18 protein-coding genes are annotated in these 20,147 nt (G+C 63.4%); 9 read left to right on the forward strand and 9 right to left on the reverse strand.

Annotated features, from left to right (window positions below):
* Positions 1 to 4 precede the first annotated feature (4 nt).
* Both NKJ64_RS01665 and NKJ64_RS01670 read right to left on the reverse strand, forming a co-directional pair.
* Positions 5 to 1,591 (reverse strand): ABC transporter substrate-binding protein, encoded by a 1,587-nt coding sequence (locus tag NKJ64_RS01665; protein WP_023755805.1) that lies wholly within the window; start codon positions 1,589 to 1,591, stop codon positions 5 to 7.
* 154 nt (positions 1,592 to 1,745) lie between these two features.
* The gene (locus NKJ64_RS01670) at positions 1,746 to 3,731 is read right to left on the reverse strand and encodes a CocE/NonD family hydrolase (protein WP_023755804.1); all 1,986 of its coding nucleotides are present in this window, start codon (positions 3,729 to 3,731) and stop codon (positions 1,746 to 1,748) included.
* A 182-nt stretch (positions 3,732 to 3,913) separates the two neighbouring features.
* On the opposite strand from NKJ64_RS01670, the gene NKJ64_RS01675 reads away from it, so the two are divergent.
* Positions 3,914 to 4,168 (forward strand): BrnT family toxin, encoded by a 255-nt coding sequence (locus tag NKJ64_RS01675; RefSeq protein ID WP_023755803.1) that lies wholly within the window; start codon positions 3,914 to 3,916, stop codon positions 4,166 to 4,168.
* Positions 4,155 to 4,466, forward strand: a complete 312-nt coding sequence (locus NKJ64_RS01680) for a BrnA antitoxin family protein (RefSeq protein WP_023755802.1) — start codon at positions 4,155 to 4,157, stop codon at positions 4,464 to 4,466. The genes NKJ64_RS01675 and NKJ64_RS01680 overlap by 14 nt, the downstream gene beginning before the upstream one ends.
* 10 nt (positions 4,467 to 4,476) lie before the next feature.
* Here the strand turns inward: NKJ64_RS01680 and NKJ64_RS01685 are convergent, their stop codons facing one another.
* Genes NKJ64_RS01685 through puuE form a run of 4 tightly spaced genes read right to left on the reverse strand, consistent with a single transcriptional unit; the run spans position 4,477 to position 7,879 of the window.
* Positions 4,477 to 5,070 carry a nucleoside deaminase gene (locus NKJ64_RS01685; RefSeq protein ID WP_023671383.1) on the reverse strand — a complete coding sequence of 198 codons (594 nt, stop codon included), beginning with the start codon at positions 5,068 to 5,070 and terminating at the stop codon, positions 4,477 to 4,479.
* 3 nt (positions 5,071 to 5,073) lie between these two features.
* Positions 5,074 to 5,574 (reverse strand): ureidoglycolate lyase, encoded by a 501-nt coding sequence (locus NKJ64_RS01690; RefSeq protein WP_023755801.1) that lies wholly within the window; start codon positions 5,572 to 5,574, stop codon positions 5,074 to 5,076.
* Positions 5,571 to 6,428, reverse strand: a complete 858-nt coding sequence (locus NKJ64_RS01695) for a bifunctional allantoicase/(S)-ureidoglycine aminohydrolase (protein WP_460221660.1) — start codon at positions 6,426 to 6,428, stop codon at positions 5,571 to 5,573. Before NKJ64_RS01695 ends, NKJ64_RS01690 begins: the two co-directional genes overlap by 4 nt.
* Before the next feature lie 32 nt (positions 6,429 to 6,460).
* A complete protein-coding gene (puuE, locus tag NKJ64_RS01700) occupies positions 6,461 to 7,879 on the reverse strand; it encodes an allantoinase PuuE (RefSeq protein WP_023755799.1) in 1,419 nt (472 codons plus the stop codon).
* A 183-nt stretch (positions 7,880 to 8,062) separates the two neighbouring features.
* Between puuE and uraH the strand changes: the two genes are divergently transcribed.
* From uraH to xdhC, 4 genes are all read left to right on the forward strand, one after another.
* Entirely contained in the window at positions 8,063 to 8,437 is a 375-nt protein-coding gene (uraH, locus tag NKJ64_RS01705) for a hydroxyisourate hydrolase (protein WP_023694734.1), read from the forward strand.
* A 3-nt stretch (positions 8,438 to 8,440) separates the two neighbouring features.
* Entirely contained in the window at positions 8,441 to 9,922 is a 1,482-nt protein-coding gene (gene xdhA, locus NKJ64_RS01710; protein ID WP_352461859.1) for a xanthine dehydrogenase small subunit, read from the forward strand.
* Positions 9,922 to 12,288, forward strand: a complete 2,367-nt coding sequence (gene xdhB, locus NKJ64_RS01715; protein ID WP_352461860.1) for a xanthine dehydrogenase molybdopterin binding subunit — start codon at positions 9,922 to 9,924, stop codon at positions 12,286 to 12,288. The genes xdhA and xdhB overlap by 1 nt, the downstream gene beginning before the upstream one ends.
* Positions 12,289 to 12,362: 74 nt before the next feature.
* Entirely contained in the window at positions 12,363 to 13,421 is a 1,059-nt protein-coding gene (gene xdhC, locus NKJ64_RS01720; RefSeq protein WP_352461861.1) for a xanthine dehydrogenase accessory protein XdhC, read from the forward strand.
* Between the two features lie 12 nt (positions 13,422 to 13,433).
* On the opposite strand, the gene NKJ64_RS01725 is transcribed toward xdhC, so the two are convergent.
* The 3 genes from NKJ64_RS01725 to NKJ64_RS01735 form a co-directional block, all read right to left on the reverse strand.
* Entirely contained in the window at positions 13,434 to 14,684 is a 1,251-nt protein-coding gene (locus NKJ64_RS01725; RefSeq protein ID WP_023826671.1) for an LLM class flavin-dependent oxidoreductase, read from the reverse strand.
* Positions 14,681 to 15,622, reverse strand: coding sequence for an LLM class flavin-dependent oxidoreductase (locus NKJ64_RS01730; protein ID WP_352443547.1), 942 nt, complete (start codon positions 15,620 to 15,622; stop codon positions 14,681 to 14,683). Before NKJ64_RS01730 ends, NKJ64_RS01725 begins: the two co-directional genes overlap by 4 nt.
* A gap of 107 nt (positions 15,623 to 15,729) precedes the next feature.
* Positions 15,730 to 16,650: a LysR family transcriptional regulator gene (locus NKJ64_RS01735; protein WP_023671373.1), complete on the reverse strand. Its 921-nt coding sequence runs from the start codon at positions 16,648 to 16,650 to the stop codon at positions 15,730 to 15,732.
* Between the two features lie 135 nt (positions 16,651 to 16,785).
* On the opposite strand from NKJ64_RS01735, the gene NKJ64_RS01740 reads away from it, so the two are divergent.
* The 3 genes from NKJ64_RS01740 (at position 16,786) to NKJ64_RS01750 (ending at position 20,139) form a co-directional block, all read left to right on the forward strand.
* Positions 16,786 to 18,003, forward strand: coding sequence for a urate hydroxylase PuuD (locus tag NKJ64_RS01740; RefSeq protein WP_352443548.1), 1,218 nt, complete (start codon positions 16,786 to 16,788; stop codon positions 18,001 to 18,003).
* Positions 18,004 to 18,005: 2 nt separating this feature from the next.
* Positions 18,006 to 19,322 (forward strand): guanine deaminase, encoded by a 1,317-nt coding sequence (guaD, locus tag NKJ64_RS01745; RefSeq protein WP_352443549.1) that lies wholly within the window; start codon positions 18,006 to 18,008, stop codon positions 19,320 to 19,322.
* A gap of 310 nt (positions 19,323 to 19,632) precedes the next feature.
* Positions 19,633 to 20,139, forward strand: a complete 507-nt coding sequence (locus NKJ64_RS01750; protein WP_352443550.1) for a heme-degrading domain-containing protein — start codon at positions 19,633 to 19,635, stop codon at positions 20,137 to 20,139.
* The last annotated feature ends 8 nt before the right edge of the window (positions 20,140 to 20,147 follow it).

Below are 20,147 nucleotides of genomic sequence, written 5' to 3' on the forward strand. Positions count from 1 at the left end.
GGGCTCAGGCTTCGAGCCAGCACTTCGCCAGCGCGTAGCCGTTCATCAGCTCCTGATGCGGATCGTCTACCCAGCCGCCGACCTTGGCGCCTGTCGCATCGATGAACTGATTGAACATCGGCAGGATCAGGCCGCCCTCGTCGCGCACCAGCACGGCCATGTCGTGGTACATCTGCTTGCGCTTGGTCTCGTCGAGTTCGGCGCGTGCGGCCAGCACCAGCTTGTCGAAGTCCGGACGCTTGAAACGGGTGTCGTTCCAGTCGGCGGTCGACAGATAGGCGGTCGAGTACATCTGGTCCTGGGTCGAGCGGCCGCCCCAATAGGAGGCGCAGAAGGGCTGCTTGTTCCAGACCTCGTTCCAGTAGCCGTCGCCGGGCTCGCGCTTGAGCTCGATCTTGATGCCGGCCTTGGCCGCGCTCTGCTGGAAGAGCTGCGAGGCGTCGACCGCGCCCGGGAAGGCGACGTCGGAGGTGCGCAGCAGCACGGTGCCGTCATGGCCCGACTTCTTGTAGTGGAACTTGGCCTTGTCGGGATCATATTTGCGCTGCTCGATCTCGGAAAACAGCGGATAGGACGAATTGATCGGGAAGTCGTTGCCGAGCGAGCCGTAGCCGCGCAGCACCTTGTTCAGCATCTCTTCGCGGTCGATCGCGAGCTTCAGCGCCATGCGCAGGTCGCTGTTGTCGAAGGGCGCGGTGTTGCAATGCATGATGAAGACGTAGTGGCCGGGGCCGGCATGGTTGCGGATGGTGACGCCCGGTACGCGCTTGATGAGGTCGACGATCTTCGGCTCGACGCGGTTGATCATGTTAACCTGGCCGCCCTGCAGGGCCGCCGTGCGCGCGGTCGCGTCGTTGATGACGATGATCTCGATCTGGTCGGCATGGCCCATCTTGTCGGCCTGCCAGTAATTGGCGAAGCGCTCGCCGCCATGGCGCACGCCGGGCTCGTTGGTAGTGACCTTGTAGGGTCCTGCCGAGATGCCGGCATCCGCCTTGTCCTTGCCGCCGTTGGGCTGGACGATGAGGTGGTAGTCGCTGAGGAGATAGGGAAGGTCGGCGTTGGCCTCCTTCAGCGTCAGGACGACTTCCTTGCCACTGGCTTTGATGCTGTCGATGCCCTTCATGTAGCCCAGCGCGCCGGACTTCGACTTTTCATCAGAATGGCGCTCGAGCGTTGCCGCCACATCCTCAGCGGTCACCGTCTTGCCGTTGTGGAATTCGACGCCGTCGCGGATTTTCAGCGTCCACACCTTGGCGTCGTCCGACGAGCCGATCTCTTCGGCGATGCGGTTCTCGAGCTTGCCTTCCGGAGACAGCTCGACGATCAGTTCGCCCCACATCTTGCCAAAAGCGAACGGCACTTGCGTCATGAACAAAGCCGGGTCCAGGCTGTTCGTGGATTCGCCGCCGACGAGGCCGGCCTTCAGCGTGCCGCCCTTGACCGGGCCTTCCGCGCGAGCCGCACTGGAAAGCAGCATATTGGCGAAGGGCGCTGTGGCGCCGAGTGCTGCGGCGCGGCCGAGGAAATCACGACGGCTCAGCTTGCCGGACGCAACGCGCCGGCTCAGATATTCGAGTTCGTTGGACATTTGAGTTCCTCACTCTGTTGGTTCGACCTTATGGTCGTTTTTTGCTTGTTGTTACCAAAGGGATATTGACCGGAAGGCAAAGCGGTAAGCAAGACGGAATGCGACATGCCGTGGCGTAAATCGTGCGTCGCAACTGGACCAGTCGCGTGGACGCTCAGAGCAGGTCGCGCGGGATCGTCTCTTCGAAATCGCGTTCGAAAACCAGCGTTTCGCCCTCATAGGCTTCGATTCTGGCGCTGACGATGAAGTTTTGCGCATCGCAGCGCATTTCAGCCGACGTCTCGGTGCGCACCGACCATCCGTTTCGCGACAAGGTCTGCGTCCAGTGCGTGCGGCCCGAGGCAGACAGCGGCTCGTCGGGGTGGATCGTCCAGCTCTCGCGGGCAATGCTGCCATTGGCCAGTCCATGCGCGAGATCGCGCACTTCTCCGAAATCATCCGTGATCGACAGCGTGACGATGCCGGTCTTCTCATCCCGATCGACGTGACGCTCGGAATTCGCTGCACGAACTGTCGCGGTTGCCCAGGGTGTTGCGCCTTCGGGAGACTGGAACGAGGTCTCGTCGGCTTTTGCGAGCGGGCGCAGCGGCAGCCTCAGCGTCGCCGCTGAAAGGTCTAGCCGCACCGGCTCCGGCGACGGCCAGATCATCGGCCAGTAAGCGTTGGAAACAGCGATGCGCAGGCGGTGTCCGGCCGGCACGCGGTAGGCGCACTGGTCGAGAATAACGCGCGCCGAAACCGTTTCGCCCGGCACCAGCGCTTGCGGCTGTTCGTGCGAAGCACGATGCGTCAGGTTGAGCACGCCGTAGGAGATAAGTTCCGAGGCGCCGTCGGGGTGCACGTCGCACAGCCGCACCGCGATGTTCGCCTGCGGGCGATCGGACGACACCCGGATGAGAAGCTCCGGCGCGCCGACGATGTCGAGTGCCTCGGCAAGCACAGGCTGATCGAAGCAGACGGACAGCGCATCGTCCGGGCGCTGGTCGCCGGGCAGTTCCGGGCCAAAGGTGAAGGGAAAATATTCGCCGCCGGCGAGCCCGCAGCTTTGCGGGGTCGCCACGATCGCCGGCCTGACTCCGTCAGCAATGAGTTCGATCGCCCCGACCTTGATGTTGGGAGACGGCCATTCCTGTTCGGCCACCCAACGGCCCGGCCGCTCCGGGTGCCAGCGCGCCGGCCGCACACTGTCCATGACATAGGCGCGGTAGTCCGGGTCGGCCTCGACGCCGGTGTCGACGCCCTTCAACCAGTTGTCCCACCAGCGCAACGCCTCCTGCAGGAAGCCGATGGCGGGTTTGGGTTCGGCATAATGCGGGTATTTGTGGATCCATGGCCCGACAATGCCCTTCACCGGCGCCTGGATGTTGGTGACCAGATGCGAGATCGTGTTGCGATAACCGTCATGCCAGCCGCCGATCGACAGCACGGCGGCTTTGACGGCGGAGAAATCCTCGCAGATCGAACCGCGTTTCCAGTAGGCGTCACGATGCTGGTGGCTGAGCCAGAGCGGCAGCAGAAAAGACTGGTTCTCCAGCCGCGTCAGCCAGAGGTCGCGCCATCTGTTGTCGCCGGCGATCAGCGGATCCGGCGGACGCGATGAGTAGGAGAGCATGGTCGAGGCCCAGCCGAAATTCTCGGTCAAAAGGCAGCCGCCCTTGTAGTGGATGTCGTCGGCGTAGCGGTCGACGGTCGAGCACAGGCTGATCACCGCTTTCAGCGCCGGCGGCTGCTTGGCCGCCACCTGCAGGCAGTTGAAGCCGCCCCAGGAAATGCCCATCATGCCGACGCTGCCATTGCACCAGGGCTGGCTGGCCGCCCAGGCGATCACATCACAGGCGTCCTGCAATTCCTGTTCGGAATATTCGTCGTCCATCAGCCCTTCGGAATCGCCATTGCCGCGCATGTCGACGCGGATCGAGGCGTAGCCGTGGCCGGCGAAATAGGGATGCGTCAGCTGATCGCGAAAGATGGTGCCGTCGCGCTTGCGGTAGGGCAGGTGCTCGAGGATCGCCGGCACCGGATCGCTGCTGGCGTCCTCCGGCATCCAAACCCGCGCCGACAGCCGGCAACCATCCGGCATGACGATGCCCATATCGGGGAATTCGACGACCTTGCGGGGAAATTCGGTGATGGTTTTCATGCGATGCTCCAGGATGTCAGTGACGCATGAAGCGGGCATGTCATGAAGTCAAACGGGCGACGGCCGGTGTCGCCGCGACGACGCCACGATATGTAGCCCGATTGTTTTGCCCTGATGTTGCAGGATTATAATTAATGTATTACATTTATTAACTGAACCCAACGTGATGAGGATGGTTTCGCCTGAAAATCGTTTGGGACGAGCCAAAGCGCGTGACGAACCTGGACAGCCGGGGTCTCGATTTTGCCGAACTCGATATTGAGTTTTTTGCGACTTCAACCGTCTTTCCAGCCAAGGCCGACCGGTTCAAGGCGATTGGCGAATTCGGAGAGATCATCCTGGCCGTGATTTTCAAGCCGCTTGGTTCGGAGGCGATTTCGGTGATCTCGATGCGCCGTGCCAGCCGAAAGGAAAGGTCAGTATATGAACAATCATAAATCGCGTGTTCGACCGCTTACCGATGCGGAGGAAGTGGAAATTCAAAGACAAATTGTTGATGATCCCGACGATGCGGAGACGACAGACGAACAGTTGGCGCAAGCCAGGCCTTTCGCGGAAGTGTTTCCAGAACTTTTCGAGAGCATAAGGCGTGCTCGTGGCCGGCCAGCCGTGGAGAAGCCTAAGCAAGTCGTGTCCATCCGTCTGGATCAGGATGTCATCAGTAAATTCAAGGCGACCGGCAAGGGCTGGCAGGCCAGGATCAACGAGGTGCTGAAAAACGCGAAGGTAGGCTAGGCAATCCGCGTCAGTTCAGCGGAATGTCGTTTTCGGACTTGCGCGCCTGATAAGCGCCGGACAGTTCGTCGTAGCGGGTGGAAATATTGCCGATCCTTGCCTCAAGCCGGCCGCGCTCGGCCTCGGGCAGCGCCCGCACCAGCCTGCGAATGGAAAAACTCTTCCAATAAGCGTTCTCGGCATTGTAGCCGCCGGGATCAAGAGTGAAGACCTCTTTCAGGATTTTCAGATCGTGCGGGATCGCAAAGCTGTCGCGTGAATCCTCGTGGCTGAAGAGGTAGTAGAAATTGTCGAAGCCGGTCCAGGTGATCGCCGACAGGCAGAGCGAGCAGGGCTCATGCGTGGCGATGAAGATGGCGTCCTTGGTGTCGACGCGCTCGGCTTTCGGCATTTCATAGAAACGCTTCAGGCAGTGCACCTCGCCATGCCAGAGCGGATTTTCCATCTCGTTGTTGGTTTCGGCCAGCACCAGCGAGCGGTCGCCCTTCCGCAGGATGGCGGCGCCGAACAGCTTGTTCCCATGGGCCACGCCCTCTGCCGTTTTCGGCACGATGTCGTGCTCGATGACATCGAGCAGGCGGTCGATCAGCGATATGTCGGTCATTTCTCAGGTCTCGTTGGGGAGATGGATTTCGTAGGGGTGCGAGAAATGGAACTCTTGGAGGTTGGAGCCGTCACCGCCGCGGTCGACGATGACGAAATCCTGCGCTTCACCGAGTGGTGTCAGCACGCCGTGCCAGAGATTGCGCGGATAGTTGACGCCTTGCCCCGGTGCGGTGATGAAGGCATGCGGCTCGCGCGGACCGTCCTTGCCGTCATGGCAGACGACGACCAGGAAAGGCCGCGGTGACAGCGGGATGAACGCCTGGCTGCCTAAGGGATGGCGCTCGACCATGGTCAGCTTCAGCGGCAGGTCGTAAGGCGTGCCGCGCGCCATCGAGATCAGCACGCGGGCATTCGGTCCCGCGGCTTCAGCGGTGGCGAGATTGTGGTAGCGCTCGGTCTTGCCGCCATTGATCGGGTAGTGATTGCCGCCGCCCATGTCGATGACATCGCCGAAGCCGGCAAAGCTTTCGCGGGTCAGCGGCCGCGCTGTGATGCGGGTCACCGCGCGCGACCGCCAATGCCCGCCCCGCCGAGCTTGGCGTGCCGGTTGACGTCCTTGTAAAGGAGATAGCGGAATTTGCCTGGGCCGCCCGCGTAGCAGGCCTGCGGGCAGAAGGCGCGCAGCCACATGAAGTCGCCGGCCTCGACCTCGACCCAGTCCTGGTTGAGGCGGTAGACCGCCTTGCCTTCCAAGACATAGAGCCCGTGCTCCATGACATGCGTCTCGGCAAACGGGATGACGGCGCCAGGCTCGAGCGTAACGATGGTGACATGCATGTCGTGGCGCATGTCGGCTGGATCGACGAAACGGGTCGTCGCCCAGCGACCCTCGGTGCCGGGCATCGGCGTCGGCGCCATTTGCTGGTCACTGCTGAACAGGACTTCCGGCGCGTCGATGCCGTCGACGGCCTCATAGGCCTTCCTGATCCAGTGGAAGCGTACGGCGTCGCGACCTTCGTTGCGCACCGTCCAGCCGCTGTCCGGCGGCAGGAAGGCAAAACCGCCGGCTTGCAGCACGTGCTTCTTGCCGGCCAGCGAAACGGTCAACTCGCCCTCAACCACGAACAGCACGCCCTCGGCGCCGGCGTCCGGCTCGGGCCGGTCGCTGCCGCCGCCGGGCAGGACCTCGATGATGTACTGCGAAAATGTCTCGGCGAAACCCGACAGCGGCCTGGCGATGATCCAGGCCCTGGTCTCGTCCCAGAACGGCAGGGGGCTGGTGACGATGTCCTGCATCACTCCCTTCGGTATGACGGCATAGGCCTCGGTGAAGACGGCGCGGCCGGTCAAAAGCTCATTTTGGCCGGGATGGCCCCCATGCGGTGCATAATAGGTTTTCTGGTCAGTCTTGATCATATCCATTGGGTCCTGACCCCTCAGTCATTTCATTAGAGCGGGAGCATGTCTTTCAGGCGGAGCAGCGCGATGCGCTCGACCTGTTTGCAGGCGGTATCGAGTTCTACGCCACGGCTGTTGCCGATGCGCGCCTCGAACTCGGCGAGGATCTCCTCCTTGGTCTTGCCCCGCACCGCGATGATGAAGGGAAAGCCGAAGGTGGTGACGTAGGCGGCGTTGAGCTTGGAAAACAGCTCGCGCTCCTTGTCGGTCAGCGCGTCGAGGCCGGCGGAGGCCTGCTCGCGTGTGGATTCCGCAGTGAGGCGTCTCGCTTCGGCCAGTTTGCCAGCGAGATCGGGATGGGCGTTGAGGACGCCGATCCGCTCGGTTTCGCTGGCGGCGCGGAAGACGCGGCAGAGCGCATTGTGCAGGCCGCCGGCGCTGTCATGCGCCGGCCCAAGCTCCAGCTCATAGGCACGTTCGGCGATCCAGGGCGAATGTTCGAACACGCCGCCGAAAGTGTCGACGAAGGTCTCGAACGCCATCTTCGACGGCTTGAGCGCCGCCGGCTGGTAAGGGTGGTTCTCCTGCCAGTGCCTGGCGATATCGATGCGCCGTGCCAGCCAGACCTTGTCGTGCGATCTGACATAGTCGACGAAGCGCTTCAGCGCCGCCACCCGCCCGGGACGTCCGACGAGGCGGCAATGCAGGCCGATATTCATCATCCGCGGCCGGCCCGCTTTGCCCTCGGCATAGAGCGTGTCGAAACTGTCCTTCAAATAGGCGAAGAACTGGTCGCCGGAATTGAATCCCTGCGGCGTGGCGAAACGCATGTCGTTGGCATCGAGCGTGTAGGGGATGACGAGTTGCGCGCCGCCGCTGTGCTCGAACCAGTAGGGCAGTTCGTCGTCATAAGTGTCCGACACATAGTCGAAGCCGCCCTCTTCGGCCACCAACCGCACCGTATTGACCGAGGTGCGGCCGGTGTACCAGCCGGTCGGCCGTTGGCCCGTCACCTCGTAGTGCAGCTTGATCGCCGCTTCGAGGTCGCGGCGCTCGTCCTCGGCGCTGTGGTCGCGGTAGTCGATCCATTTCAGCCCGTGCGAGGCCATTTCCCAGCCGGCCTCCTGCATCGCCGCAACCTGGTCGGGCGACCGGGCTAATGCTGAGGCGACCCCGTAGCAGGTCACCGGCACTTGCGCCTCGCTGAACAGGCGCAGCAGCCGCCAGAAGCCTGCCCGCGCGCCATATTCGTAGATCGATTCCATGTTCCAGTGGCGCTGGCCGACCCAGGGCGCGGCGCCGACGATTTCCGACAGGAAGGCTTCCGAGGCCTTGTCGCCGTGCAGCACGCAGTTCTCGCCGCCTTCCTCGTAGTTGACGACGAATTGGACGGCCACATGCGCACCGCCCGGCCATTTCGGATCCGGCGGATTGGCTCCGTAGCCGCGCATGTCTCTAGAGTAACGCATTGCCCCTCCCCGCCGGACGCTGCCGGAAGTTGTGATCAGGATAGTCGAAAGGGTTGCTCGCGCATTCCCCCGAAATTTTTGAAAGTGTTTTTGTGCCACTCCGCTCGACCGGCCTTATGCATCGCCTTTAATTGGCGCACAATTCACTGCTTTGTTCGGCTGTATCGGAAATGGGAGGCGCCAGTGGCAGAAACGTCGAAAGCCGATGGCGGACGTCTGACGACGCATGTGCTCGACACTGCGACCGGCAAGCCGGCGGCGGGCCTGTCGATCGCGCTTTATCATCTTGAGAGCGACGCGCGGATACATTTGAAGACCGTCGTCACAAATGCCGACGGCCGCTGCGATGCGCCGCTGCTGGCAGGAGCGGAATTCCGCCTTGGCGAATACGAACTGGTGTTCGCCGCCGGTGACTATCTACGCGGCCAGGGCACCAAACTGCCGGAACCGGCCTTCCTCGACAGTGTGCCGATCCGCTTCGGCATGGCGGAATCCGTCCATTATCACGTGCCGTTGCTTATCTCTCCTTATGGCTACTCGACCTACAGGGGGAGCTGACGCATGGCCAAGATCACCATACGCAACGAGATCCGCTTCATCCTCAATGGCAGGGATGTCGCGCTGTCGTCGGTGGCGCCCGACGCGACCTTGCTCGACTGGTTGCGGCTCGACCGCTCGCTGCGCGGCACCAAGGAAGGCTGCGCCGAGGGCGATTGCGGCGCCTGCACGGTGCTGGTCGGAAAATTGTCCGCCGGCAAGCTGGTTTATGAAAGCGTCAATGCCTGCATCCGCTTCCTGGGATCGCTCGACGGCTCCCATGTCGTCACCGTCGAGCATCTGCGCGGCGCGCCTGGCCAATTGCATCCGGTGCAGCAGGCGATGGTCGATTTCCACGGTTCGCAATGCGGCTTCTGCACGCCGGGCTTCGTCATGTCGCTCTACGGCCTGTGGATGAAGTCGCCGGACCCGTCGAATGCCGCGATCGAAAAGGCCTTGCAAGGCAATCTTTGCCGCTGCACCGGCTACGAGGCAATCATGCGCGCCGCGCGTGCCATCTCCAGCTACGGCAAGGCGGCGAAGGATCCGCTGGCGGCCGAGCGCAAGGCGATCACCGCCAGGCTCGAGGCTATGCATGACGGTGCCCGCGTCGAAATCGGCGCCGGCAAGCAGCGGCTGGTTGTGCCGGCTGACGTCGACGATTTCGCCGCTGTACTGGACAAGGAACCCGGCGCCACTGTTGTCGCCGGCTCGACCGACGTCGGCCTGTGGGTCACCAAGCACATGCGCGACATCTCACCGGTAGTCTTCATCGGCAATCTCGAGGGGCTGTGCGCGATCTCCGAAGAAAATGATGTCATCACCATCGGCGCCGGCGTCACCTACACCGACGCCTTCGCGACACTGGCCAAGCGCATCCCCGCGCTCGGGCCATTGTTCGACCGCATCGGCGGCGAACAGGTACGAAACATGGGCACCATCGGCGGCAACATCGCCAATGGCTCGCCGATCGGCGACACGCCGCCGCCCCTGATCGCGCTGGGTGCGCAACTGACGCTGCGCCGCGGCAAGAAGCGGCGCACCATCGCGCTCGAGGATTTCTTCATCGCCTATGGCAAGCAGGACCGGCAGCCAGGCGAATTCGTCGAGGCCGTGCACGTTCCCGTGCCGGCCAAGGGCACGAAGTTTGCCGTCTACAAGATCACCAAGCGCCGCGACGAGGACATCACCGCAGCCCTTGGCGCCTTTTTCCTCGACTTGGCCAAGGACGGAACCGTGGCCGATATATGCATCGCCTATGGCGGCATGGCGGCCACCCCGAAGCGGGCTTTCGGTGTCGAAAAAGCGCTGCTCGGCAAGCCGTGGACGGAGACAACGGTGGAAGCGGCCATGGCTGAATATGCCGGCGATTTCACCCCGCTGACCGATATGCGGGCATCGGCCGAATACCGGGCGCTGGCGGCCAGGAACCTGCTGCTGCGCTTTTTTGCCGAAACCAGCGGCAGCAAGGCGCCGTTCCAGGTGTCACGCAACGAGGCGGCCTGATGAACAAGCACGCCTCTCCAGATCTCAAGGCGCAGAAGATTTCCGGTGGCGTCGCCGCCGACCAGCGCCACGATTCCGCGCACAAGCATGTCAGCGGCAGCGCGGTCTATATCGACGATATGCCGGAACCGGCGGGCATGCTGCATGGCTGCCTCGGCCTGTCCACGGCGACGCATGCGACGATCAGCAAAATGGATCTGTCGGCGGTGCGCGCGGCGCCGGGCGTCGTCGATGTGCTGACGGCCAAGGACGTTCCGGGCGAAAATGACATTTCGCCGACCGGTCGACACGACGAGCCGGTGCTGGCCGACGACAAGGTGCAGTTTTATGGTCAGCCGATCTTCTGCGTTATTGCCAAGACGCGCGAACAGGCGCGCCGCGCCACCCGGCTGGCCAAGGTCGAATACAGTCCATTGCCTTTCGTCACCGACATTGGCGATCTCGACCCCCGCAAGGACAAGCTGGTCACGCCGCCGCTCACGCTGAAGCGTGGCGATGCCGCTGCCGCGATCAAGGCGGCGCCGCGCCGGCTGAAGGGCAAGATGCGCATCGGCGGCCAAGAGCATTTCTATCTCGAAGGCCATATCGCCGTGGCCATTCCCGGCGAGGACCAGGACGTCACCATCTATTCCTCGACCCAGCATCCGAGCGAAGTGCAGCATATGGTCAGCCATGTGCTGGGCGTGCCGAGCAATGCCATCACGGTGGAAATCCGCCGTATGGGCGGTGGCTTCGGCGGGAAGGAGACGCAAGGCAACCAGTTTGCGGCATTGGCGGCGATCGCCGCCAAGAAGCACCATCGCGCGGTCAAGATCCGGCCCGACCGTGACGACGACATGATTGCCACCGGCAAGCGCCATGACTTCCTCGTCGACTACGAAGTAGGTTTCGACGACGCCGGCAACATTCTTGGCGTCGACTTCATGTTCGCGGCGCGTTGCGGCTTTTCATCGGACCTGTCCGGCCCGGTCACCGACCGCGCGCTGTTCCATTGCGACAACACCTATTTCTGGCCGGCGGTGCATGCGCAATCGGCGCCGCTTTACACCAACACCGTGTCGAACACGGCGTTTCGCGGCTTCGGCGGCCCGCAAGGGATGGTCGGTGCCGAACGCGTCATCGACGAGGTTGCCTTTGCCGTCGGCAAGGACCCGCTCGAAATCCGCAAGCAGAATTTTTATGGCACCAGTGGTGATAAGGACGGGGGCCGCAACGTCACCCCGTATCACCAGACGGTCGAGGACAACATCATCCACCGCATCGTCGCCGAGCTGGAGGCGAGCGCCGACTATGCGGGGCGCCGCCGCATCATCCAGGCCTTCAACGCCAACAGCCGCTTCATCAAGCGCGGCCTGGCGCTGACGCCGGTCAAATTCGGCATCTCTTTCACGGCCACCCACTACAACCAGGCCGGCGCGCTGGTGCATGTCTACACCGACGGTTCGGTGCATCTGAATCACGGCGGCACCGAGATGGGGCAAGGCCTCTACGTCAAGGTGGCGCAGGTGGTGGCGGAAGAGTTCCAGATCGACCTCGACCAGGTCAAGATCACCGCGACGACCACCGGCAAGGTGCCCAACACTTCGGCCACCGCGGCGTCGTCCGGCACCGACCTCAACGGCATGGCGGCGCAGAACGGCGCCCGCCAGATCAAGGAACGGCTGACCGACTTCGCCGCCGAAAAATACCAGGTGCCGCGCGAGCAGGTGCTTTTCCTGCCCAACCGGGTGCGCATCGGCAACCAGGAGATCGCCTTCACCGACCTCGTCAAGCAGGCCTATATGGCCCGCATCCAACTGTCGGCGGCGGGTTTTTACAAGACGCCGAAAATCCACTGGAACCGTGACAAGGGCGAGGGCCGTCCGTTCTATTATTTCGCCTATGGCGCCTCGTGCTCGGAAGTCTCGGTCGACACGCTGACCGGCGAATATGTCGTCGAGCGCACCGACATATTGCATGAAACCGGCCGCTCGCTGAACCGCGCCATCGATCTCGGCCAGATCGAGGGCGGCTTCATCCAGGGCATGGGCTGGCTGACGACGGAGGAGCTGTGGTGGGACGGCAAGGGCCGGCTGCGCACGCATGCGCCGTCGACCTATAAGATCCCGCTCGCGTCCGACCGGCCGAAGATATTCAACGTCACGCTGGCCGACTGGCCGGAGGCCAACGAGCCGACGGTGCACCGTTCCAAGGCGGTCGGCGAACCGCCCTTCCCGCTCGGCATGTCTGTGCTGCATGCGCTGTCGGACGCGGTGGCAAGTGTGGCCGATCATAAGGTCTGTCCGCGTCTCGACGCTCCTGCAACACCAGAACGGGTGCTGATGGCGATCGAACGGCTGAAGGGTGAAGCCAAGAATAGCGCCTGACTCTGACCTGGATTCTGGCAAAACGTGGAATTCAGACTGAAAAACCCTATATTTCCCGTACGGGAATGCGAAATATGAAGTCGAAAGTGCAAAGGCTCAGAGCTTTTCTCGCCAGCGCCGACCGGTTTGCCTTGGTCGAAGTGGCCAGTACCAAGGGCTCGACCCCCCGCGAGAAGGGCGCCTTCATGCTCGTCTCGCAGGCGGCGATTTTTGGCACGATCGGCGGCGGTCAGCTCGAGTACATCGCGATCGACAAGGCGAGGCAGATGGTGGGGTCTTCACCCTCCCCCTTGTGGGGAGGGTCGGGGGGGGCACGCCGCCCGGGGGGGGGGGGGGGGCCCCCCCCCCCCCCCCCGCGGGGGGGTGGGGGTGCGGACGATCGTGCCAAGCCACCCCGTTTCGCTGACGCCGCTACACGGCGTCCGCTCACCGACCCTCCCCACAAGGGGGAGGGTAAAGAAGCCCGCATCGGCTTCGACGAAGTTTGCGCCACGCTTGACGTGCCGCTAGGCCCCGAGATCGGCCAGTGCTGCGGCGGGCGCGTCGAAGTCTTGATCCGTATCGTCGATGCCGCGCTTACTGCCGAGCTGATCGCGGCCGCAGAAGCCGAGGAAGCCCACCTGCCGCATGTTTATATCTTCGGCGGCGGCCATGTCGGCCAGGCGCTGGCCGCGACGGTAGCACTTCTTCCCGTGCATGGCGTCGTCATTGAGACGCGGGCCGAAGCGCTGGAAGGTATGCCGGAGACGGTCGAGAGGCGGCTGACGCCGATGCCCGAGGCCGAGGTGCGAAACGCTCCCGCCGGCACCGCCTTCGCCATCCTCACCCACGACCATGCGCTGGATTTCCTCATCGTCGCCGAGGCGCTGAAGCGCGACGACGCGGCCTATGTCGGCATGATCGGCTCGAAAACCAAGAGAGCGACGTTCAGGAACTGGATCCTGAAATCGGCGGATGGCACGGAGGCTGAGTTGGCCCGCCTCGTCTCCCCGATCGGCGGCGACGCCGTCAGGGACAAGCGCCCGCCGGTGATCGCGGCGCTCGCGGCAGCCGAGATCATGACGGCACTGGTCGTTCACAACACCGCGCCGAATGCCGACCATGAAGTCCAGCACAAGATGATGGCCGGCTAAGCTTCGGCGCGGCTAAGCAGGCCGCTTCAGGCCGAGATGATCTCGCAAGGTGCTGCCTTCGTATTCCCGACGGAACAGTCCGCGCCGCTGCAGTTCCGGCACCACCAGCGTGGCAAAGGCATCGAGCTCGCCGGGGAAGTATGACGGCATGACGTTGAAGCCGTCCGCGCCGCCGCCCTCGAACCGCGCCTGCAATTCGTCAGCGATCTGCGCCGGCGTGCCGACGATACGCCAATGGCCACGTGCGCCGGCGAAATGGCGCGCAAGCTGGCGGATCGACAGGCCGTCGCGGCGCGATTGTTCGATGACCAGCGCCTGGCGGCTTTTCATGCCCTCGGTCTCCGGCAGCTCGGGCATCGGTCCGTCGATCGGATAGCTCCCGAGATCGGAGATGCTGAGATAGCTGGACAGCAGCGCCACGCCGACATCGTCAGGGATCAGCGCCTGCAATTCCTCCTGTTTCTCCCGCGCTTCGGCCTCGGTTTCCGCCACCACCGGGGAGACGCCGGGCATGATCTTGATGTCGTCGGGTTCCCGCCCATAGGCCGCCATACGGCCCTTGAGGTCGTCGTAAAAGGCCTTGGCTTCCTCGAGGGTCTGCGCCGCCGTGAACACCACGTCGGCCGTGCGTGCGGCAAGGTCGCGGCCGACATCCGAGGCGCCGGCCTGCACCATCACCGGCGCGCCCTGCGGCGAGCGCGGCAGGTCGAGCGGGTCGCGCACCGAAAAGCTCTGGCCGTTGTGACAGTGAAAGCCACTGCCTTGCCAAAGTCCCGATACCACCTCGGCGAATTCGCGCGCCCGCTCGTAGCGGTCGGCATGGGGTTTCAGGCCCGTCGCGCCGAAATTGGCGGCTTCGATGGGGCTGGCCGACGTCACCAGGTTCCAGCCAGCCCGGCCACCACTCAGATGATCGAGCGACAGAAAGGTGCGCGCCAGCCCATAGGGCTCGTTGTAGCTGGTCGAGGCCGTCGAAACGAGGCCGATGCGGCTGGTCTGGACGGCGAGCGCGGACAGCAGGCTGATCGGCTCGAAGCCGATCGAGCGTGAGGTCTGGCTGGCGATGCCGACATTGGCTTCGCGCAGGCCGGCGGCGTCCTCGCAGAACACCATGTCGAACTTCGCCGCTTCCGCCGTGCGCGCCAGCCGGATGTAATGATCGATGTCGATGCCTGCCGTGACATGCGCCTTGGGGTGACGCCAGGCGGCGATGTGGTGGCCCGTCGCCCACAGGAAGGCGCCAAGCTTCATCTGGCGGGTCATTGCGCTCCTCCGGCAAGTCTGAGATGCGAGCGCAAGGTGGTGCCGGGATAATCCGGGCGGACGAGGCTGCGGCGCTGCAATTCCGGCAGCACGCGGCCGATGAAACCGTCAATCGCGGCAGGCGGTATTGCGATGTTGAACCCGTCGCAGCTTTGCGAGCTGAACAATGTTTCGAGCGCGTTAGCAGCGACATCTGCGCCAACGTTCAGCAGCAGCTTGACCGCACCCGGATCGCGTCCGCAGGCCACAACGCGGCGCTTGAGATCGTCATGGCGCGCCTTGGCGTCCTCTGTGGGTCTGTCCAGCAGGACGACATCGGCGGTGCGGGCGGCGATATCCAGGTCGGCCTCGGACAGGCCGGACAGCACCAGCACCGGCGTATCCTGCGGCGAGCGCGCGACGTTCAGCGGCCCGCGCACGGAGAAAAATTCGCCCTTGTGGTCGAGCAGGTGCATTTTTTCGGGATCGTGGAAGCGGCCGCCGGCCTTGTCGAACAGCAGCGCGTCGGCATCCCAGCCCTGCCACAGGCGCTGAACGATGCCGATGTATTCCTGCGTGCGGCGGCGGAACACATCGTCGGAAAATCCATCCGGCCGGCTGAAATTGGCGGCTTCCCGTGGGGCCTGCGCCATGGTCGCGTGCCAGCCGGCGCGGCCATGGCTGATGATGTCGAGCGAAGCAAAACGGCGCGCCAGATTGTACGGCTGGTGAGCCACCGTCGAGGCTGCAGCGACAAGGCCGATCCGACTTGTCACCGTCGCCAGCGCCGCCAGCAAGGTCGTCGCTTCGAAAGAACTCGACCCGGCGCTGTTCGGCGCGGAATCATCGAGGACAATCATGTCCAGCCCAGCCGCTTCCGCTTGCTTGGCAAAGCCGGCCAGGTCGCTAAACCCGAGCGGCTGCCCGGAAGTAATGTTGAGCGAAACGGCAAGATGCATTGTGGCTTGCTGGTCAGTCGGCATGGGACCATCGATCATAGGGCAGCGTATGCGAACCTAAGGTCACCTGCTTGTAAGACAACCCTGGCGACTGGGCCAACAGCCCCTCACTTGCCGGCCAGCAAATCCTTGATCAGCCGCTGGCAACGCTCGGCCATGAAGTCGAGCAACAGCCGCACCTTCGGGTCCTGCAGCTTCTTGTGCGGATAGACGGCGGCGAACTGCACCGGCGTTGGCGGCGTGCTGGCCAGGATGACCTGCAGCCGCCGGTCGCGGATGAAGGGTTCGACCTCGAAGCGCGGCTTGTTGATGATGCCGCGGCCCGACAGCGCCCAGCCGGTCAGCACATCGCCATCGTCGGTGTCGTAGGGGCCGTGCACCTCGAATTTCTGCGGGCCGGACGGCGTCTGCAGCGTCCAGACATATTCGCGCGCCCCGGAATAGCGCAGCATCAGGCAGTCGTGCTTCTTGCCGATCAGCTCCTGTGGCTCCACCGGCTCGCCGCGCGCTTCGAGATATTTCGGTGCCGCCACCAGCACGCGTTCACATTCCATGATCCCGCGCATCCGCAGGCTGGAATCCTCGATGATGCCGAGCTTGAAGGCGACGTCGATGCCTTCCTTCATGATGTCGATATTGTGGTCGGAGAGCCTCAGCCGCACCTCGATATCGGGGTATTTGTCGTGGAAATCCGGAATGCCCGACGCCACCAGCCGCCGTCCGAGGCCGAGCGGTGCGGTCACCTTGATGGTGCCGCGCGGTTGGCCGGAAAGAGCCGAGACCGCGGCTTCCGCCTCGGTGATCGCCTCCAGCACCTGCTTGGCGCCGGAGTAGAACACCGTGCCATGCTCCGTCGGCATCAATTGCCGTGTGGTGCGGTTGAACAGCCGCACGCCGAGGTGTTTTTCCAGCTCCTTGATGCGGTTGGAGGCGACCGCCGGCGAAATGCGCATGTCGCGGCCTGCCGCCGAGAGATTACCAAGCTCGACGACGCGGACGAAGACGGCGATGTTGTCGAGATAGGCCATTCGTGGCTCTTTATGTGGCGGCGTACGTGGTCAGCCTAGTATTTTCCATTTTTTTTTGAAAGTCATCGTACACCTCGCCTCTTTTCGTTTGCGCCCCACACCGTAAAGTCAGCCGATCGGCAGGGACGATTTCAAATGATGGATTTCGCGATTTTCTGGGACTGGCTGAGTTTCGCCGTGCGCTGGCTGCACGTCGTCACCGGCATCGCCTGGATCGGCTCGTCCTTCTATTTCGTCGCGCTCGACCTTGGCCTGCGCCAGCGCCCCGGCATGCCGGTCGGCGCATTCGGCGAGGAATGGCAGGTGCATGGCGGCGGCTTCTACCACATCCAGAAATATCTGGTGGCGCCGGCCGAAATGCCGGAACACCTGACCTGGTTCAAATGGGAATCCTACGCCACCTGGCTGTCCGGCTTCGCCATGCTGTGCGTGGTCTACTATGCCGGCGCCGATTTGTTCCTAATCGACCCCAATGTGCTGTCCATGTCGGTTCCCGTGGGCATCCTGCTGTCGATGGCGACGATCGGCGTCGGCTGGGTTGTCTACGATCTGCTCTGCCGGTCGCCGCTCGGCAAAAGTGACACCGGACTGATGCTGGTGCTCTATGGCGTGCTGGTGTTCATCGCCTGGGGGCTGACGCATCTGTTCACCGGCCGCGCCGCTTTCCTGCATCTGGGCGCCATCACCGCCACGATCATGTCGGCCAATGTCTTCATGGTGATTATTCCAAACCAGAAGATCGTCGTCGCCGACCTGATAGCCGGCCGCAAGCCCGACCCGAAATACGGCAAGATCGCCAAGCAGCGCTCGCTGCACAACAATTACCTGACGCTGCCCGTGCTGTTCCTGATGCTGTCGAACCACTATCCGCTGGCGTTTGCGACGGAGTTCAACTGGGTCATCGCCTCGCTGGTGTTCATCATCGGCGTCTTGATCCGGCACTATTTCAACACCGTGCATAAGCGTGCCGGCAACCCGCACTGGACCTGGATGGCGGCTGCGGTGCTGTTCGTCATCATCATGTGGCTGTCGACAGCGCCGAAAATACTGACCGGCGAGCTCAAGGCATCCGCCGCGGCCGAAGTCTATATCGCCTCGTCGCATTTCCCGGCGGTGCGCGACACCGTGCTTGGCCGCTGCTCGATGTGCCATACGGCCGAGCCGGTCTATGAAGGCATCTACCATGCGCCGAAGGGCGTGATGCTCGACACAGATGCCGGCATCGCCGAGCATGCGCGCGAGATCTACCTGCAAGCTGGGCGCAGCCACGCCATGCCGCCGGCCAACGTCACCCAGATCAGCGACAAGGAACGGGCGCTGCTGGTCGCCTGGTTCGAAGGCGCAGGGAAATAGGGATGACCTCCACACTTCTGCGCGGCCGCACGCTAAGCTTCTTGCGCTGGCCCGAAGCCATCGACGACCATGCCGCCTGGCGCTACGAGGAAGATGGCGGCCTGCTGATCCGCGACGGCCGGATCGTTGCCGTGGGCAGCTACACGGAAGTCGAAAAGCAAGCGGGCGACGGTGCGAAAAAGATCGATCATCGGCCGCATCTGCTGCTGCCCGGCTTCATCGATGCGCATGCGCATTTCCCGCAGATGCAGGTCATTGCCTCCTACGGCGCCGAACTGCTCGACTGGCTGAACACCTACACCTTTCCCGAAGAGACCAAATTCGCCAACGCCCAGCATGGCCGCCGCATCGCCCGGCTGTTCCTGGACGAGATGGTGCGCCACGGCACGACGACGGTCGCCGCCTACTGCTCGGTGCACAAGGCGTCTGCCGAAGCGTTCTTTGCCGAATCGCATGCGCGCGGCATGCTCAACATTGCCGGCAAGGTGATGATGGACCGCAATGCGCCGGCAGGCGTGCTCGACACGCCGCAATCCGGCTATGACGATACGAAGGCGCTGATTGCGGAATGGCACGGCAAGGGCCGCCAGCTTTATGCGATCACGCCGCGCTTCGCCATCACCTCCTCGCCCGAGCAGCTGGAGATGGCCGGCACGCTCTGCCGCGAAAACCCCGACCTGCACATGCAGACGCATCTGTCGGAAAACCACGCCGAAATCGCCTTCACGCAAAAACTCTATCCGCAGGCGCGCGACTACACCGATGTCTACGAGCAGTATGGCCTGCTGGGGCCAAAGAGCCTGTTCGGCCACTGCATCCATCTCTCGGAACGAGAGGCCGATGCGCTGTCGGACTCAGGCTCGGTGGCGGTGTTCTGCCCGACCTCGAACCTGTTCCTCGGCTCCGGCCTGTTCGACTACCAGCGCTTTCGGCGCCGCGACAAGCCGCTGCGCATCGCCGCGGCCAGCGATGTCGGCGGCGGCACCAACTATTCGATGCTGCGCACCATGGACGAGGGCTACAAGGTGATCGCGCTGACTGGCGAAAAGCTGAACCCGTTCCAGTCCTTCTGGCAATTAACACGTGGCAATGCCGAGGCGCTGTCTATGGCGGACAAGGTCGGCACGCTGGATGAAGGCACCGATGCCGACATCACCGTGCTCGACGCCCGCGCCACGCCGGCGATGCGGCTGAGGATGGAGACTGTGGAGACGCTGGCGGAGGAGCTGTTCCTGCTGCAGACGCTGGGCGACGACCGCGCGGTGCGCGAGGTCTATGTCGCGGGGCGGCCTGCCAAGAGTGATATAATCGCCGGTTAGGACCCATCATCCGCGCGGGACAAGATGATGATTGCGCCTGGTTGCCAAGTGGTTCCCCCACTCCGTCGCCGCTTCGCGGCGCCACCTATCCCCCTCCGAGGGTGAGGAAGGGAGCCTTTGCTTCGGAGGACGGGCGCCGGTTCGGACAGCTTGGCGCCCTTCCTCTACCCCGTCGATCGGGGGAGAGGTGTCGAGAGAAGCTCGACGGAGTGGGGGGCGACCCTGGCGGGGCAAGACCACCACCGCGACGAGACCTTGACCGGGCGGAGCTTGTCGTACACACGATTTGTGACGATTTCGGAGAACAAAAATGGCCGCCGCAGACGACATCGCTCTGATCCAGAAACAGGAAGAGACGCTGGTCTTCCCGGCCTTCGACGAGGCCGTCGCCTTCAAGGTCGGCGCGGCGATCCGCGAGCGGGCGCTGGCCGAAAAGCTGCCCATCATCATCGATATCAGGCTGTGGGATCGGCCGCTGTTCTATGCCGCGCTGCCGGGTTCGAACGCCTCCAACCCCGATTGGGCTCGACGCAAGATCAACGTGGTCAAGCGCTACCTCAGGAGCACCTATCGCCTGGTGCTGGAACAGCAGCGACCGGACCGCACCTTCAAGGTCGGCGAGGGGCTGGATATTGCTGATTACGTACTGGCCGGCGGCGGGTTTCCGGTGACTGTAAAGGGGGCTGGCGTGATCGGCGTCATCGCCGTCTCCGGCCTGCCGGAACGCCAGGACCACGGCGTCGTCGTCGATGCACTGTGCGATCATCTCGGCGTTGATCGGACACAATTGGCGCTGCCGCCGGAAGATAAATCGTGACGCTAGCG

This window comes from Mesorhizobium sp. M0062 (assembly GCF_040323125.1).
Classification (GTDB): Bacteria; Pseudomonadota; Alphaproteobacteria; order Rhizobiales; family Rhizobiaceae; genus Mesorhizobium.